Origin of the sequence: Rhodococcus sp. IEGM 1370, assembly GCF_033142325.1 — a bacterium.
In the GTDB taxonomy this organism is placed as follows: Bacteria; Actinomycetota; Actinomycetes; order Mycobacteriales; family Mycobacteriaceae; genus Rhodococcoides.
This window is the reverse complement of record NZ_JAWLRY010000037.1, coordinates 1-16,167: the sequence shown is the minus strand read 5'-3', so window position 1 is coordinate 16,167 and position 16,167 is coordinate 1. Positions and strand designations below refer to the sequence as shown.

General features: G+C 63.2%; 11 protein-coding genes and 1 pseudogene. 7 read left to right on the top strand and 5 right to left on the bottom strand.

What is annotated here, in order from left to right; genetic code table 11:
• The first annotated feature begins 145 nt into the window (after nt 1–145).
• The 3 genes from R4P47_RS24540 to R4P47_RS24530 are packed head-to-tail and all read left to right on the top strand — an operon-like array spanning nt 146 to nt 5,756.
• The gene (locus tag R4P47_RS24540; protein ID WP_317786022.1) at nt 146–4,516 is read left to right on the top strand and encodes an amino acid adenylation domain-containing protein; all 4,371 of its coding nucleotides are present in this window, start codon (nt 146–148) and stop codon (nt 4,514–4,516) included.
• A gap of 51 nt (nt 4,517–4,567) precedes the next feature.
• Nucleotides 4,568–5,044 carry a DUF2231 domain-containing protein gene (locus tag R4P47_RS24535; RefSeq protein WP_317786021.1) on the top strand — a complete coding sequence of 159 codons (477 nt, stop codon included), beginning with the start codon at nt 4,568–4,570 and terminating at the stop codon, nt 5,042–5,044.
• Entirely contained in the window at nt 5,037–5,756 is a 720-nt protein-coding gene (locus tag R4P47_RS24530; protein ID WP_317786020.1) for a VIT family protein, read from the top strand. Before R4P47_RS24535 ends, R4P47_RS24530 begins: the two co-directional genes overlap by 8 nt.
• A 2-nt stretch (nt 5,757–5,758) precedes the next feature.
• On the opposite strand, the gene R4P47_RS24525 is transcribed toward R4P47_RS24530, so the two are convergent.
• Both R4P47_RS24525 and R4P47_RS24520 read right to left on the bottom strand, forming a co-directional pair.
• On the bottom strand, nt 5,759–6,640 hold the full coding sequence (locus tag R4P47_RS24525) for a M56 family metallopeptidase (protein ID WP_317786019.1): 882 nt from the start codon (nt 6,638–6,640) through the stop codon (nt 5,759–5,761).
• A complete protein-coding gene (locus R4P47_RS24520; RefSeq protein ID WP_037187682.1) occupies nt 6,637–7,014 on the bottom strand; it encodes a BlaI/MecI/CopY family transcriptional regulator in 378 nt (125 codons plus the stop codon). The genes R4P47_RS24525 and R4P47_RS24520 overlap by 4 nt, the downstream gene beginning before the upstream one ends.
• Nucleotides 7,015–7,153: 139 nt before the next feature.
• Here R4P47_RS24520 and R4P47_RS24515 point away from each other — a divergent pair.
• The 3 genes and pseudogenes from R4P47_RS24515 (at nt 7,154) to R4P47_RS24505 (ending at nt 10,032) form a co-directional block, all read left to right on the top strand.
• Nucleotides 7,154–8,007 (top strand): annotated as a pseudogene (locus R4P47_RS24515) (tryptophan 2,3-dioxygenase).
• The gene (gene kynU, locus R4P47_RS24510; protein WP_317786018.1) at nt 8,004–9,215 is read left to right on the top strand and encodes a kynureninase; all 1,212 of its coding nucleotides are present in this window, start codon (nt 8,004–8,006) and stop codon (nt 9,213–9,215) included. Before R4P47_RS24515 ends, kynU begins: the two are co-directional and overlap by 4 nt.
• Nucleotides 9,196–10,032, top strand: coding sequence for a PaaX family transcriptional regulator C-terminal domain-containing protein (locus R4P47_RS24505; protein ID WP_317549037.1), 837 nt, complete (start codon nt 9,196–9,198; stop codon nt 10,030–10,032). Before kynU ends, R4P47_RS24505 begins: the two co-directional genes overlap by 20 nt.
• Here R4P47_RS24505 and R4P47_RS24500 read toward each other — a convergent pair.
• The 3 genes from R4P47_RS24500 to gluQRS all read right to left on the bottom strand — a co-directional run bounded on the left by R4P47_RS24500 (nt 10,029) and on the right by gluQRS (nt 12,663).
• Nucleotides 10,029–10,772, bottom strand: coding sequence for a queuosine precursor transporter (locus tag R4P47_RS24500; protein WP_068054742.1), 744 nt, complete (start codon nt 10,770–10,772; stop codon nt 10,029–10,031). The two genes, R4P47_RS24505 and R4P47_RS24500, sit on opposite strands and share 4 nt — an antisense overlap.
• Nucleotides 10,773–10,850: 78 nt before the next feature.
• A complete protein-coding gene (locus R4P47_RS24495) occupies nt 10,851–11,699 on the bottom strand; it encodes a hypothetical protein (protein ID WP_317786017.1) in 849 nt (282 codons plus the stop codon).
• A 103-nt stretch (nt 11,700–11,802) separates the two neighbouring features.
• Entirely contained in the window at nt 11,803–12,663 is an 861-nt protein-coding gene (gene gluQRS, locus R4P47_RS24490; RefSeq protein ID WP_317786016.1) for a tRNA glutamyl-Q(34) synthetase GluQRS, read from the bottom strand.
• A 315-nt stretch (nt 12,664–12,978) separates the two neighbouring features.
• On the opposite strand from gluQRS, the gene R4P47_RS24485 reads away from it, so the two are divergent.
• A complete protein-coding gene (locus R4P47_RS24485; RefSeq protein WP_317786015.1) occupies nt 12,979–15,681 on the top strand; it encodes a TrlF family AAA-like ATPase in 2,703 nt (900 codons plus the stop codon).
• Nucleotides 15,682–16,167 lie beyond the last annotated feature (486 nt).

Genomic DNA, 16,167 nt, shown 5'->3' with positions numbered 1-16,167 from the left:
TGACCAACCGGAAACATCAACACGGGGTGGGGACTTTTACTTGGCCACCAGCGGGGACTTCATCTTGGCCATTGACACGTGGTACTACCGACTGTGTAGTAGCAGCACGCCCTGGGGGACCACCATGTTCGACGACGCCTTACCTGTGAGTTCGTCCCAGGCCGATATCTGGATTGCCCAACAATTCATGCCGGACGTGCCCTTCACCATTGCGTATTTCGTCGACATCATCGGCGCTGTGAACCTGGACGCACTGGTCGAGTGCGGTAGCAGGGCTCATCGGGAGTTCTCGTCGTCGACGATACGAATCATCGAGATCGACGGCACCCCGATGCAACGGTTCGAGCCTCGGGAGACCGACAGGGTGGAGATCCTCGATTTCCGCGAACACGACCGGCCGGCCGACGCGGCGACGCAGTGGATGAACGACGATTGCCGCACGCCCTTCTCGATGGACGGCCAGCTCGTGCGGTTGCGTGTCCTTCGCGTCGGGGACGATCGCGTGTTCTGGTACACCCGAGCCCACCACATCGCGCTCGACGGTTATGCCTCGATGAAGGTGCTCGAGCGGGCGGCGGCCCTGTATGCCGCAGTCTGTGACGGCGTCGAGCCTGCGGCTGTCGATCCGACGACGCCGGCCGCGCTTGTCGCCGAGGACGAGCGCTACCGCACCTCCACCCGCGCGCGACGCGATCGGGCGCACTGGCAGTCCGCCGACCTGGGTCACGCCGAGCCTCTCGGCCGGATCGTTCAGCCTGCATCGGTGCCGATCGTCGTCGGCGAGGATCGATCGGTTTCTCCGACGGCCGCCGGTCATGCGACGTCGACGGTGGTGATCGCGGCCTTCGCTGCGTACCTGGCGCGGATGAACGACACCGAGAACGTGGATCTGTCGTTGCCGGTCTCCGCGCGGCCGACGGCGATGCTGCGCCGGGCCGGGTCCTCGTTGTCGAACGTTGTGCCGCTGAGCCTGCCGGGCATCGGATCTGCGACGGTGAACAACGTGATCAAGTCCACCGAGGTGGCGATCGGTGCCGTGCTCCGCCATCAGCGCAGCAGACCTCAGCTGTCCGAGAGTGGTAATGCGCTGAGCGCAGGGCGTTTCGGGCCGACGATCAACGTGATGATGTTCGCGAACACCGTGGCCATCGGCGACTTCGACGGTGAGATCAACATTCTGACGACGGGCCCAGTGTCCGGCCTCGCCGTCAACATCTACCCCGGGCGAGGCGGAGCGCGTCCTCGCATCGACTTCGAGGCCAACCCTGCCGCCTACACACCGAGCGACCTGGCGCGCCACCATGCTCGATTCCTGCACTTTCTCGACCGTTTCGCCGAATCCGGCTACGGCGATACCGCGATAGCAGACCTCGACCTGTTCCTGCCCGACGAGCCGTGTACGACGCCCGCCTCGGTGGGCGCGGCCGTGACCGAGCGTAGATCTCTGAACGATGTGTTCTCGACGGCAATCACGCAGCACCGCAATCGAATTGCGATCCAGGATGCGGAGGTGTCGGTCACCTACGCGGAGTTGGGCTCGAGAGTCGCCGCACTCGCATCCGCCTTGAGTGCGCGAGGAATCGGTAGCGAGGACAGGGTCGCCGTGCGCATCGGCCGATCCGTGGAGGGCATCGTCGCGTTCTGGGCGATCGCACGAGTGGGTGCGGTGTACGTTCCGGTCGACCCGAATCACCCACGCGAGAGAGCGCAGTTCGTGGTGCGAAACAGTGGAGCGGTGTTGGGCCTGTGCACCGGAGGCACCGAGCTGGGTGAGGTGGAATGTCTGATTCTCGATGACGTTCTCGCGGTGGGCGACCCGGGTGATGAACCCGCGCCGACGACACCGCACCACGCGGCGTACGTCATCTACACCTCCGGCTCCACCGGCACTCCCAAAGGCGTTGTCGTCACTCACGGTGGCATAGCCGCTCTGGTGCAACAGATCAGGAGCAGCTACGACCTCGACGCCGAGTCGCGGTTCTGCCATCTCGCCTCTCCCGGATTCGATACCGCTGTGGTCGAAGTGCTCGCCGCAGCAACCGCAGGCGCGGCAGTGGTGATCGCCCCGCCGGATAGCTACGGCGGCGCAGAACTGTCGGAACTGATTGCCCGGCAATCGATCACACATCTGCTGATCACGCCCTCGGCGCTGGCCACGCTGGATCCCGCAGCCCTGTCGCGTGTCGGGACCATCATCATCGGCGGTGAATCGGCACCGCAGGATACGGTCGACCGCTGGTCGGTGGGGCGTCGGTTACTCAATGCCTACGGGCCCACCGAGACGACCTGCAGTGTCACGATGACCGAGCCACTGAACCCGGGCAGCGCGGACGGAATCGGTCGAGCCATGGTGGGGGCGGTGATTCACCTTCTCGATCGGGCGTTGCGGCCCGTTCCCTCGGGTGCAGTCGGCGAAATCTACATCGAAACCCCCGGCGTTGCGCGCGGATATCTCGGGCGCACCGCAGAAACAGCAGCTCGCTTCGTCGCGAATCCGTTCGGCAGCAGCGGCCTTCGGATGTTCCGCAGTGGAGATCGGGCGCGTCTGCGCGGAGACGGGACGTTGGAGTTCCTCGGACGTACCGACGACCAGATCAAGATCCGCGGCAATCGCGTCGAACTGGGGGAGGTCGACGCGGCACTGCGGGCGCATCCGGAAGTCGCTGCGGCGTCGTCGGCGTTGCGCCGCAGTCGAACCGGTGACCTTCGTATCGACGGGTACATTGTCGCGAGGCGGCCGGGGGAGCTCGTCGACACGACGCGAATCCGCAACGATCTCGTGGGGCGTCTGCCTGCCCATATGGTGCCGGCGACCATCTCGGTTCTCGACGAGATTCCGCTGACGATCAACCGGAAGATCGATCGTGGAGCGCTGCCGGCACCCGATCTGTCCATGTTGTCGACCGGGCATCGAACTGCGCCATCCGGTGCAACCGAGGAGATGGTGGCGGCAGCCTTCTCGCGTGTACTCGACACAGATGACGTCGACTGCGCTGCATCGTTCTTCGACCTCGGCGGCGACTCATTGGCCGCGACCAGAGTCGTCGCATCGATCCGGGCCGAGGCATCGGTGGACATCGGTGTACGAGACCTTGCCGAGGCCCCGTCCGTACAGGCCTTCGCGGCACGGATCGACGGCCGTCGCCTAAATGGGCTGCACAAGAATTCGCGACCTGCAGCTGGCCTGTCACAGGGCGTGCTCGCAATTCCGCTGGCGCCGCAGCACCGCCACATCGATCGAAGCGCAGCGCTACCGCTGTCCAATCTGCCGTTCACGGTGTCGATAACCGGGGAGTTCGATCCAGCGGCAGCCTCGCAGGCGTTGACCGATCTGATCGAGCGACACCGCACGTTGCGCACGCGCTATCCGGATGTCGACGGGATTCCAGTTCAGGTGATCGAGCAGGATTCTGCTGGGGTGGCACCGAACCTCGACGTTCTGGACTTCGATGCACCATCAGTGACGGAGACCCTCGAGCACCCTCTCGACGTGCGTACCGAGTTCCCGATCCGTGCTCGACTGTTCGCGCTAGCACCCGATCACCACGTGCTGGCGTGCGCCGTTCACCACATCGCAGCGGACGGGTGGTCGCTCGGGCTGCTGGCGTCGGATTTCGTACTGGCTTATCACGCCAGGATGGCCGGCAGTGCACCGTCGTGGCCTGAATTGCTTTTGCAGTACGCCGATTACAGTGTCTGGGCCGTCGATCGGGATGTATCGGCCGACATCGATTTCTGGCGTGCGGAACTCGCGGGTGTCCCCAGCGGCACAGAGTTGCCGTTGGACCGGCCACGTCCGCAGGAGTGGGATTTCTCCGGTGCACGCACATCGCTTCGCTTCGATGCACCCGCCACGGAGAAAATGACCGAACTTGCCCAGCGTTGTGGGACAGGACGATTCACCGTGCTTCGCGCAGCACTGCTGATTCTGCTCGCGGAGGTGACGGACTCCACCGATATCGTCGTCGGGACCCCGGTTGCCGGACGCGACGATCCGAGGCTCGAGCAGCTGGTCGGTACCTTCACCAACACCGTCGCGATTCGGACGGACATCGCGTCCGCTACGACCGTCGAGGACGTGGTGCAGGCGGCCCGCGGGAGCGAGCTGCGGGCCTTCGATCATGCATCGGTGCCGTTCGAGGATGTCGTCGCCGATCTCGCTTCTGACACGGTGGCCGGGCAGCATCCGATTTTCCAGGTTGCGCTGTCGTTGGACGTCTTCACCGCCGCAACGCTCGACCTGGGGGACACGCGTGTCGAGATCACGCCCCGACCGATCGACATCGCGAAATGCGACCTGCATCTGCACGTCACCGAACGGCGGGACGACCAAGGGAAGGCTATCGGTATCGACGTCGATATCGTCTATCCCACAACATTGTTCGACGCGAACACCGTTGTCGCGCTGGGACGGAATCTCGAGCAGATCGTGCATGCGATGGTCGCCGAACCCGACTCGGCGTGGCGATCCCTGGCGGCACTGGACCCATCCATGCAACTACTACACAACGTGTAGCATGTGTTGTGCGTGAGGTGCACGCGACTTTCCAAGCAAGCGGGAGAACGCATGTCCACCTTCAACGGCCTACCGGCCCACATTCTTCTCGTTCACTTCATCGTGGTGCTGGCACCGCTGACCGCGCTGCTCGCCATCGCGGCCAGCATCTGGTCCGGTGTGCGCAGCCGTCTCGTGTGGCTCATCGCAGCACTGGCGGTGTTCACGTTGGTGTTGACACCACTGACGACCGAGGCAGGTGAGTGGCTCGAGGAGCGCGTGCCCGAGACCGCGGCCGTCGAACAGCACACCGAGATCGGCGACTGGATGATCTTCTTCTCCGTCGGTCTTGTCGTCGTCGCCGCGGCGCTCGTGTTCCTGCATCTGCGTGAGCGTCGGGGCAATACCCCCGTGCGTTGGCAGTCGATTGCGGTGGTGGTGTTGGCAGTGGTTGTCGGAGCGACCACAATCGTCCAGGTGTACAGAATCGGTGAGTCCGGCGCGCGCGCCGCATGGGATGACGTATCAGTGACGGCCGTCGATGAGTGAGCCCGAGCCGAGCCTGCACGATTACGAACCGCACGCAGATATGTCCGGTCGGCTGAACTGGCTGCGGGCAGGCGTGTTGGGCGCGAACGACGGCATCGTCTCCACTGCCGGCCTGGTCGTCGGTGTCGCAGCTGCCACCACCGACAAAGGATCGCTGCTCACTGCAGGCGTTGCGGGGCTTGTTGCGGGAGCCGTGTCGATGGCGCTCGGGGAGTACGTCTCGGTGAGCACGCAGCGTGACGCCGAGCGATCCCTGTTGATCAAGGAACGCAAAGAGCTGGACGAGCAGCCCGAGGAAGAATTGGCTGAGCTCGCGGCACTGTACGAGGCCAAGGGGCTCTCGGCAGAGACTGCCCAGACTGTCGCCCGCGAACTCACCGAACACGATCCGTTTGCCGCGCATGTGGACGTCGAGTTGGGAATCGACCCCGACGCGTTGACCAATCCATGGCAGGCGGCCGCATCGTCGGCCGTGTCGTTCATCAGCGGTGCGCTTTTGCCGTTGCTCTCGATCCTGCTTCTGCCTGCTTCGCAACGTATTCCGGTCACCTTTGTCGTCGTGTTGCTGGCTCTGGCGTTGACCGGAACCATCAGTGCGCGCCTCGGCGGTGCGCCGAGTCGGCCGGCGGTGACTCGTATCGTGATCGGTGGTGCGATCGCGATGGCCGTCACCTATGCGATCGGCCAACTGGCTGGCGTCGCCGGTATCTGAGATCAGCGAAAGATCGAGGTGGCGACTTCTCCGGTTTCGGGGGCCACCACATCTTGAACGACGTCGAACAGTGCCGTGGAAATGACGGTGAAGGCGAGGATCAGCACCAAACCGGCCGCGAGAACCCCGCGATCACGACGGTGCCGTGGTGGTTCGCTGAGGGCCTGCACGCGGCGAACGACGTCGCCGCCGGTACTGGCGAGCGTGCGGGTTCCATGGTCGAGTTGTTTCCGCAGGAGGGCGGTTCTGGCGATGGCAGACAACGTGTCTCGACGCCCGAGAGACGCTGCGCTCTCGTCGGCCTGACGCTCGGCGGCGTGCCGGACCTTCGAGGGCACCGGCCGGAGAATCGGATTCAGTCGAGCCGCGATCTCACACATCTGAATCCACACGCTGTGGCGATGCCGTAGGTGCGCACGCTCGTGTTCGACCACGGCGCGTAATTCGTTGTCCGTCAAAGCCTCCGCGAGGCCGGTGGTGATCACGACGGCACCTCCGCCGGAGGGGACGGCAAAGGCGTCGGGAACGTCGGAGTCGACCACGACGATGCCGCCCGTCGCCCGCGCCTCGTCACCGAATTCCGATGCGATCGACGCACCGACGGCGACGCGTCGAACATGGCGGGCGACCTCGACCACGCGCCAGAACATCCACGCGCAGATGATGATTCCCACCGACACCCAGACAATCTCACCTGACGCCAGCAGTACCGCAGCGAGTGCGGCCATGGACGCTGCCACGGAGAATGCGGTCACCATCGACAGGATGGGCAACAGGACGACGGCGGTCGACGGATTGAGTCGACGGTCGAGTTGATCGGCTCCGAATCCCAGTAGCAGCGACAGCACCCACGGCAGGACGGCCACGACCAGGAGCAGGGTCATGGGTGTTGCTCGGCTGCATCCGACTTGGCGAGCAGTTCGCGCAGCGTCGCCTCGTCCTCGGGGTCGAGTGCGGCCACGAAGCTGGCCAGTACGTCTGCGCGTTCGGCTCTGGCACCGAGTTCGGTGCGCATCCGCATCGCGGCCCGAAGCGCAGGGATCTCGTCGACCGGGGCGTTGAGGGTGTAGACGAAGGATCGCCCGCGCCGCTCGCGATCGACCAGCCCTTTGCCGTGCAGGCGCACCAGAGCGGTCATGACCGTGGTGTGGGCGAGATCCGAGCCAAGATGCTCGCGGGCCTGGGCCACCGAGAGTTCCGTGTGCTCGCCGAGCAACTCGAGGATCGACTCCTCCAACTGTCCGGACGCTCTACGCACTGCGATTCCTCACTCGAGTCGGTACTTCGAGGATAGGCGACGGGTGGCATTCGCGAAACCGAGATATGTCGTAGATCTGGCGGTCGGCACAATACTGTAATACGCTGGCGAGATCAGCCCATCACCTCGAGGACCAGCCATGAGCGTCGAAGGCAATACCCGCGCTATAGAGAAGACAGTCGTCACCGACTTCAGCGACCGTATGAGTTACGGCGCGTACCTGGACCTCGACACGTTGCTCAGCGCCCAGAAACCGGTGAGCACCCCCGAGCATCACGATGAATTGCTGTTCATCATTCAGCACCAGACCACCGAACTGTGGCTCAAGCTGGTACTGCACGAGACCCTGGCCGCGCGAGCAGCTCTCGATGCCGACGACATCGGTACCGCGCTGAAATGTGTGGCCCGGGTCAAGCACATCCAGAAGACGTTGACCGAGCAGTGGTCGGTACTGGCCACTCTCACCCCGACGGAGTACTCGCAGTTCCGCGACTTCCTCGGCAACTCGTCGGGTTTCCAGTCGTATCAGTACCGGGCCGTGGAGTTCGTGCTGGAAACAAGAATGCGGGCATGCTGACGGTCTTCGATTCCGATCCGGCTGCGCACCAATTGCTTTCGACGCTGCTGCACGAGCCGAGCCTGTACGACGCCTTCTGGCAGTCGCTGGCGCGTCAGGGGTACGACGTACCGGCATCAGCGCTCGATCGCGATGTCACCGCGGCGTACACGTTCAATGAGGACCTGATGCCGCTGATCAAGTTCGTCTACGAGAATCACACCGAACATTGGGCGGTGTATGAGGCCTTCGAAGAGTTCGTCGATCTCGAGGAGAACTTCCAGCTGTGGCGCTTCCGGCACATGCGGACGGTGCTCCGTACCATCGGGATGAAGAGCGGGACCGGAGGATCGAGTGGCGTCGGATTTCTGCAGAAGGCACTCGAACTCACCTTCTTCCCCGAATTACTCGCTGTGAGAACGGAAATCGGACGATGACGGAACGCGCACTCGAACTCGACGAGAAGGATCCACTCCGCAGCTACCGCGACAAATTCCTCGGTAGCGACGACCCGTCGATCAGCGCATATCTCGACGGCAATTCGTTGGGCCGGCCCACCAAGGCCAGCGTCGAACGGATCAACACCTTCATGACGCAGGCCTGGGGTGGACGCCTGATCCGTGGCTGGGACGAGCAGTGGTTCGACCTCCCCGTCACCATCGGCGACGCCCTGGCCGACGCCACCCTGGGGGCCGCGTCCGGTCAGACCACCATCGGCGATTCGACGACGGTACTGCTGTACAAGCTGGCACGGGCGGCGATCGCCATGCGGCCGGGCCGCACCGAGATCGTCATCGACCGCGATAACTTCCCGACCGATCGATACTTGCTCGAAGGCATTGCAGCAGAGCTGAATATGACCCTGCGGTGGATCGAGACGGACCGCCGCGGTGGTATCGAACCGGAACAACTTGCGGAGGTGGTGGGGGAGAACACCGCCTTGGTGGTGATCACTCACGTCGCCTACCGTTCCGGCTTCCTCGTCGACGTGGCCGAGGCGACACGCATCACGCATGCTGCCGGAGCTTTGATGCTGCTGGATGTGTGCCACTCCGTCGGATCGGTACCGCTCGAACTCGATTCCTGGGGAGTGGATCTGGCCGTCGGGTGCACGTACAAGTACCTCAACGGAGGACCCGGCTCGCCGGCTTTCGCGTACGTGCGCAGTGATCTTCAGAGCGATTTCGTCCAGCCGATCTGGGGCTGGATGGGTCGCGCCGATCCGTTCGAGATGGCGCAGGGTTACGTTCCGGCACAGGGTATTCGACGCGTCATCAGTGGCACGCCGTCGGTGTTCGGAATGATCGCGATGCAGGACACCATCGAGATGATCGCCGAGGTGGGGATGGACGCGATACGCGCGAAGTCCGTTGCGCTGACCGAATACGCCCTCGAACTGGTCCGCGAGATGCTGGTACCGCTCGGGGTGGAGATCGCCTCACCCGAGGACGCGAATCGACGCGGCGGTCACGTCACCATCGACCATCCCGAGTTCAAGGCGATCACCGCTCGCCTGTGGGAGAAGGGCGTCATCCCGGATTACCGCGCGCCGCAGGGTATTCGCCTGGGATTGAGCCCTCTCAGTACTTCCTATCGAGAGGTGTACCTGGGAATCGTGGCGATCCGTGACGAACTCCGCTCCTAATCCTGCCGGGGCGATCCTCGACGACTTCGAGTCCCGTCCGGGAAGCGCCACCTCACTCGTGCGCACGGTGCTCGGGGCCTACGTTCGCCCGCTCGGAGGGTGGTTCGCCATCGCCGATGTCGTCATCTGGATGGACGCGCTCGGGGTGCCGCCGGAGAGCACGCGCATCGCGGTGGCCAGGTTGAAGAAGAAGGGCGTCGTCGTATCGAGTAATCGTGAGGGCCGCACCGGCTATCGCATCACCGAGCAGGCCGACGCCATGTTCGCGCGCGGCGACGGTCGGATCTTCGGGTTTCGGCGGATGGCCGACGGCGACCCGTTTCGGCTCATCTCGTTCACCATCCCCGAGACCCAACGCGCCGCGCGCCACCAGCTGAGGCGTCGACTCACCGGAATTGGCTGCGGCACAGTTTCACCCGGTTTATGGATCGCACCCGACTACCTCGCGGAGGAGGCCGGTGCCATTGTCGACGCGTTGGAGCTTTCGCCCTACGTGACGACGTTCGTCGCCTCCGAGGTCGCGCCGCCGACCACGTTGCGTGAGAGCGCTGCGCAATGGTGGGATCTGGCCGGCATCGCCGATCGGCATCGGGCATTTCTTGCCGCTTACGAGACCGTCGCCCCGGCTCGGAATCCGCGGGACGCGTTCGTCACGTTCGCGACGCTGCTCGACGAGTGGCGCGTCATTCCCTACGTCGACCCGGGCCTCCCGCCGTCCATGACACCGGAGGACTGGCCGGGAACCCGGGCCGTCGCGACCTTCGAGGCAGCGCGAGGGCGCTACCTCGAGGTCAGTCGAGAATGGGTCGCGAGCTAACTGCTCTGGTACGACGGTTCCCGCTTCTTGATGTACGAGATGACGCGGTACGTGATGGGGAGGACGAGGACCTCGACGAGTGTCTTCCACAGGAATCCGACGACGACGTAGTTGATGAAGTCGGTCCACGTGCTGATGCCGATGACGCCGGCGGCGATGGCGCAGAAGATCAGCGTGTCGAAGAATTCGCCGACGACGGTCGAGCCGATCAGGCGCGCCCACAGGTGCTTTTCCTTGGTGCGTTCCTTGATCTTGACCAGGACGTAGGAGTTGAGCAGCTGGCCGACGGCAAAGCCGGCGAGACCGGCGAGGACGAGTCGGGGGACGACACCGACGACGGTTTCGAGTGCCTCTTGGTTCTCGTAGAACGAGGCGGCGGGGAGTTCGATGGCGATCCAGAAGCACACCGAGGTGAGGATCAGGGAGCCGAAGCCGAGGTAGATCGCGCGGCGTGCGGCTTTGAAGCCGTAGACCTCGCTGAGGACGTCGCCGAGGATGTAGGCGAGGGGGAACAGGAAGAATGCGCCGTCGGTGTTGATCGGCAGGATCTGCAGTGGTCCGAGCATGACGTCGGACGAGGCGAAGAAGGCGACACCTTTGCTGGCGGCCACGTTCGAGATCAGCAGCGTCGCGACGAAAAGCGCGACGATGGTGGGGTAGTAGCCCCGGCTGATGTGAGCGAACGTGGCCTGCCCAGACTCGGTGCCGCCGTTGGCGGCGGTGTGTTCGGTAGTAGTCACTGCTCGATCCAAGCACCGAGACGACGATGGGCGCGAATCCCGGGTGAGGGATGCGCGCCCATCGAGGCGGATCTCAGGTCAGGCGACGCGTCCGCGCACAGTGACGCGGTAGGCGTAGGTTCCGGCGATGATCGTGATCGGAATGGTCACCAGCAGGCCGACCACGAGCAGGATCGCGCCGAGGACGTTGAGGCCGAACAGGGCGAGTGCGAGCACGAAGATCGTGCCACCGTTCGACGCGATCGCCTTGGCACTGGCCTTGATGGCGGGGATCGGCTCGTCGCCGCGGTCGATGACGAACTGGAAGGTCCACCACGTGAAGAACGTGACGACGAGTCCGGGGATGACCAGCAGGATGTAGCCGATGCCGGTTGCGATGCCGACGAGGACGCCGGCGATGACGATGGCGAAGACGTTGTTGAACTGGAAGAACGACCCGAACGCGGGCTTCATCCCGTCCACCTCGTGCAGAGCGCCGCGGACGAGTGCCGCCTGAATGAGGAGCGTGGCGACTCCGACGATGACACTGAAGATCAAGCTGAGGACGAAGTTGTCGGAGCTCAACACGTAGTTCAGAACGCCCTGGATGATCGCGGCGATGAGGACGATGCCGATCCAGACGAGGGCATTTTCCTTGAACTTGTTGAAGCCGTAGCCGATGGCCGTTCCCACGGACAGCTGCGTCGGCATCGGTGACTCACCGAAGGCCGGAGGCGGCGGATAGTTGCCCTGCGGGGGCGGTGGGTAGTTGCCCGGGGGCGGGTAGTTGCCCTGCGGGGGAGGCGGGTAGTTGCCGGGTGGTGGATAGCCGCCCTGCTGAGGTGGTGGGTAGTTGCCCTGGGGAGGGGGCGGGTAGCCGCCCTGCGGCGGGGGATAGCCGCCGGGGTTCTGTGGATCCTTGTCGGGGTCGTAACCGCCTGAGGTCATCGTGTCCTTCTCCCTCGGGAAGAGTTGTCGCGGCCACTGTACGTCCGATTCGTGCGCAGTTGGGTCCTGTCGCGTTGCAACGTGATCTCGATCGGTACAACGGTCAGAGATTCGAGGGGTCGAACACCCACGGTTCGCGCGGCACCAGCGTCGGCTTCCACTGTTCGAGCAGTTCCTCGGCGTTCTTCGCATTCGGCATGCCGAGGGAGGCGGTGATGAGCGACCACGCGTCGGGCCGCTCGCGCAGTGTCACCGCGCCGTCTCGCTTGGCCAGACGCTTGCCTTCGACATTGAGTGCGAGGGGCACGTGGACGTACGTCGCGGGGGTGAGGCCGAGGAGCTGGGCGAGATATCCCTGCCGGGGAGCCGAGGTGAGTAGGTCGTCGCCGCGCACGATCTGGTCGACGCCCTGCGCGCCATCGTCGACGACGACGGCGAGGTTGTAGGCGGGGACGCCGTCGGATCGGCGAAGGACGAAGTCGTCCACCTGGCCTCGGAACAGGCCGTGCAGCTGGTCGACGACGGTGAATTGTGTTACCTGCGAACGCAATCGGATGGCCGGTGGGCGGTCCTTGGCTGCTTTCTGGTCCGCGGTGAGATCGCGGCACGTTCCGGGGTAGGCCCCGTCGGGCGCGTGGGGCGCGGATGCGGCCTGCAGGATTTCCCGACGCGTACAGAAACACTCGTACGTCAGCCCGGCTGCGGTGAGCGTGCGAATCGTGGCGTCGTAGATTTCCCGACGCTCGGATTGCCGCATGATCGGGCCATCCCAGTCGAGTCCGATGGCGGCGAGGTCGTCGAGTTGACGTTGCTCCGAGCCGGCCTTGACGCGATCGAGGTCTTCCACGCGCATCACGAAACGTCGTTCAGTGGAGCGGGCGAAGAGCCAGGCCAGTAGTGCTGTTCGGAGATTGCCGAGATGCAAGTCGCCCGAAGGACTGGGAGCGAAACGGCCGGCGGGCATGGGGGCAGCTTAGTTTCTGGTTGTTGGACACAGAAGCCGTCATCAGCGATTTAGCAGACCGACCAGACCTAGGCGTTGTAAATGCATTCCACACTATCCACGCCGAAATGCCAGTTCGGCGTACCGCGGACGACTACGCCATCGCTGCGTTGGTTGAAGACTTGGGCGATGGTCATACGAGCCAGGTGCCGGTTGTGACCTCCAAATGGAAATATGCGCTAGCTCGGGCATGAAATGCATTCGACCGGAGCAGGCCTCGCCGCATGACAGCATGTTCATATGGTGCCAAGTCCCTCCTCCGAACAGCCTCATGAGATGCCGTCCATCGGGGGTGAACACCCAGGAGCGCGTTGGTGGAGTCTCGACATCCACGCCCACTCGCCGGCGTCGTTCGACTACGGCGGGCTGGACGGCAAGCTTTACGAGGGGGAGAAGCCCTCGTACAAGGAGTGGATCCAGGCTTACATTGACGCAGGTGTTGACGGAATCGTCATTACTGATCACAACTCGCACGACGGCATCGATCCGGCGCGCAAGGCTCTGGACGAGCTTCGTGGCCGCGACCCAGATCTCCCTCCGTTTGTGATCTTCCCAGGAGTCGAGATCACGGCGTCTGGTGGTTTCCATGTGCTTGCCATCTTCGATCCCTCAAGTGATGCTTCCGCCGTCGACCACGCCCTGGTGCGCTGCAAGTATCTGGGCACGCGCGGCCGGAGTGATGAGACAGCGAACATGACGGTCCGCGACATTGCAGAGGTAATCACAGTTCAAAGCGGTATTTGCATCCCGGCGCATGCAGACCACGGGCGAGGCGTCTTCGGAATGGATGCTCGAGAACTCGATGCGCTTCGGGAGTCGGACCTTGTTCAGGCTGTTGAAGTCGTGGACGACGCAGAGGTTGCGCAAGCAGTACGAAGTGGATGGGTGCCGACCTTGGGATCCGACGCGCATCACCTGACAACCGACACGTGTCCTGAGGGGGAGACTGCGAAAGCACCGGGCACTCACCTGACGCTAATGAAGGCAGAATCGCTCGATCTCGAAGGACTCCGACTCGCGCTGACCGACTCAGACGAGTCCATACGTCGGGTCCGAGCCGGCTACGACGACCCCAATGTAACTCAGCATGGGCATGTCGATCAGATTGAGCTTGTGCACCGCGGTGTCACCGAGATGTACCGCTTTGGTCCGTGGATGAACTGCCTGATCGGCGGTCGAGGCGTTGGGAAATCCACGGTCCTGGAACTGCTCCGCCTTGCCCTCGGACGCTCGGACGAGCTGGAGGGCACTGTGGCCAGCGACTTACGACGGTTCAGTCCTTTTGCAGCCTCGGATGAGCGCTGGTGGACGGAGGACACGCGAATCACCGTCCGTTACACGAAAGATCGAAGGCAACTCCGCGTTCTCTGGAGCGGGGCGGAGCCCGACAAGTCGCGCATCGAAGTGAGGACGGGTGATTCGTGGGAGCTGCAGTCGGGGCGATCGAGTGACCGCGCCCCGATTCGCATATTCAGCCAGAAGCAGATCTACGAACTCGCCACCTCGCCACAGAGTTTCTTGAGAATCCTCGATGACATGCCACCGATCCGGCGCATTGAGTGGACCGAGGACTACGAGGCCTTGCAGCTCCAGTTCAAAGATGAGCGCAACAATCTAGCGAAAGAGCTCGCCGAATCGAAGAAGGCAGACCGGATCCGTGGTCAGTTGGAAGAGGTTCGTGGGCGCTTGAGCCACCTCGAAAGGCTCCGCGCGAGTGCCGAGTTCCAAGAGCTGGAGGCCGTTGAGACGTCGATCAGGCATTCCGCCCAGACAGAAGAACGAGCCCAAGGTGTTGAGGACACGATCGTTGAAGCAGCTCGTTCCCTGCGCGAGCTTGCGAACTCGAACCCAACGATGGACGAGTATGCAGAGAGGAAGGCGTCGTTCATCACCGCGGCCGATGTCCTTGACCGGGCTTCGTCCGGCTTGCAGGCCGCACGCACAGAGTGGCAGACGCACGGCTCTGGCGAGAAGTGGCGGCAACGAGCATCAGTCCTCAACGCCTGGTTGAACGAGCAAGGTGGCCAGTCGACGATCTCGCCTGAACAGACTCAAGCCGACCGACAGCTAGAGAAGGACCTTGACGCCCAGCTTCGCGGTTTCGAAGGCTTGGATGACCGGTGTGCGGAACAGCAGCAAACCATCGAAGAGGTCCTCAAACGTCTCGAAGAAGCACGGCAGGAGCTGCACCAGCGGCGGCGAACCTACACCTCACGGCTCAATAGCTCTGTGGACGCGCTCACCAAGGTTGAGGTGTTTCATCAAGGAGACATCGAGAGCCTTGGTGACGAGCTCCGCCGTGTCCTGAACTGCCCGGAGTCGTTCGATCCGGCGTTTGCCAAGGACGGCATACCGTCGTTCTTGAACAAGTACCAGCCCAAGGACCCCAGGTTTCCGAACAAGGTCCGCGATTTCAAGACCGACCTGATCGATCTAGTTGAGCACGGCCCCGAGTCGAAGATAGGGCAGGCCATCAAGGTCGATATGCGTTTCTACAGTCGACTTGCGAACGCAGACACGTCCGATCTCGTCACCGACATCATGCTGTGGTTCCCAGAGGATCTCGTCGCCGTGAGCTACCGCCCTGCGCCGAAGTCCAATTTCGTCGCAGTGGACCAGGGATCACCTGGGCAGAAGACAGCGGCGTTGCTCACGGTCGTCCTGCAGATGGGGTCATACCCTCTACTCCTTGACCAGCCTGAGGATGACCTTGAGAACAAGCTCATTCGGCACCTGGCGGTTGAGACATTGAAGAGCATTAAGAATCATCGGCAGCTCATCGTCTCCACGCACAATGCGAACGTTGTTGTGACATCCGGTGCCGAGAACGTGCTCGTGATCCGGCGCGGCGAGTTCACGCCCGCCATCGAAGCCGAGGGAACGCTGCAGACGGCCGCCGTCAAGGAGGAGGTTTGCGAGATCCTCGAAGGTGGTGAGGACGCAATCAAGACCCGGTACCGTCGCTTGGTTGGTAAGTAAAGTCAGACCGACAGAGTGCGTCGTCCGAGGTACGGAATTGTCGCCCGATGCACACGACCAGCTCCCAATGTCGGACCCCCTCACTAGCTTGGACCCAATTCTTTCAGTGAGGGAGTGTGCACATGGCTGTTGTACCTGTTGCGGTATCGCGTCTGGGTGACGGGGACTCGCGCGAAGCGCAGAACGCTCGTGCTGTGAGATGGCTGCTCGACCAACCTGGAGGCTTGATAGTCGTGGTCACCCCCAGGCGCGGAGTCGAGAGTGCGAGCCTGAACCGCTTAATCGCACAGCGAGGCGTGACCCATCACGCGTGGCGCGGATACCACGGTGGTTATTTCGACCGCCAACGAGTGCTCTACGCGTGGCCGGACCGTGAACGCTTAAACCACCTGTGGAACGTGGAAGCTGATGAATCACCCCAGGTTTGATGCCGCTTCCTTCTGAGTCAGGAAGGATGAGCACATGCCCAAGAAAATCGATCCGGAG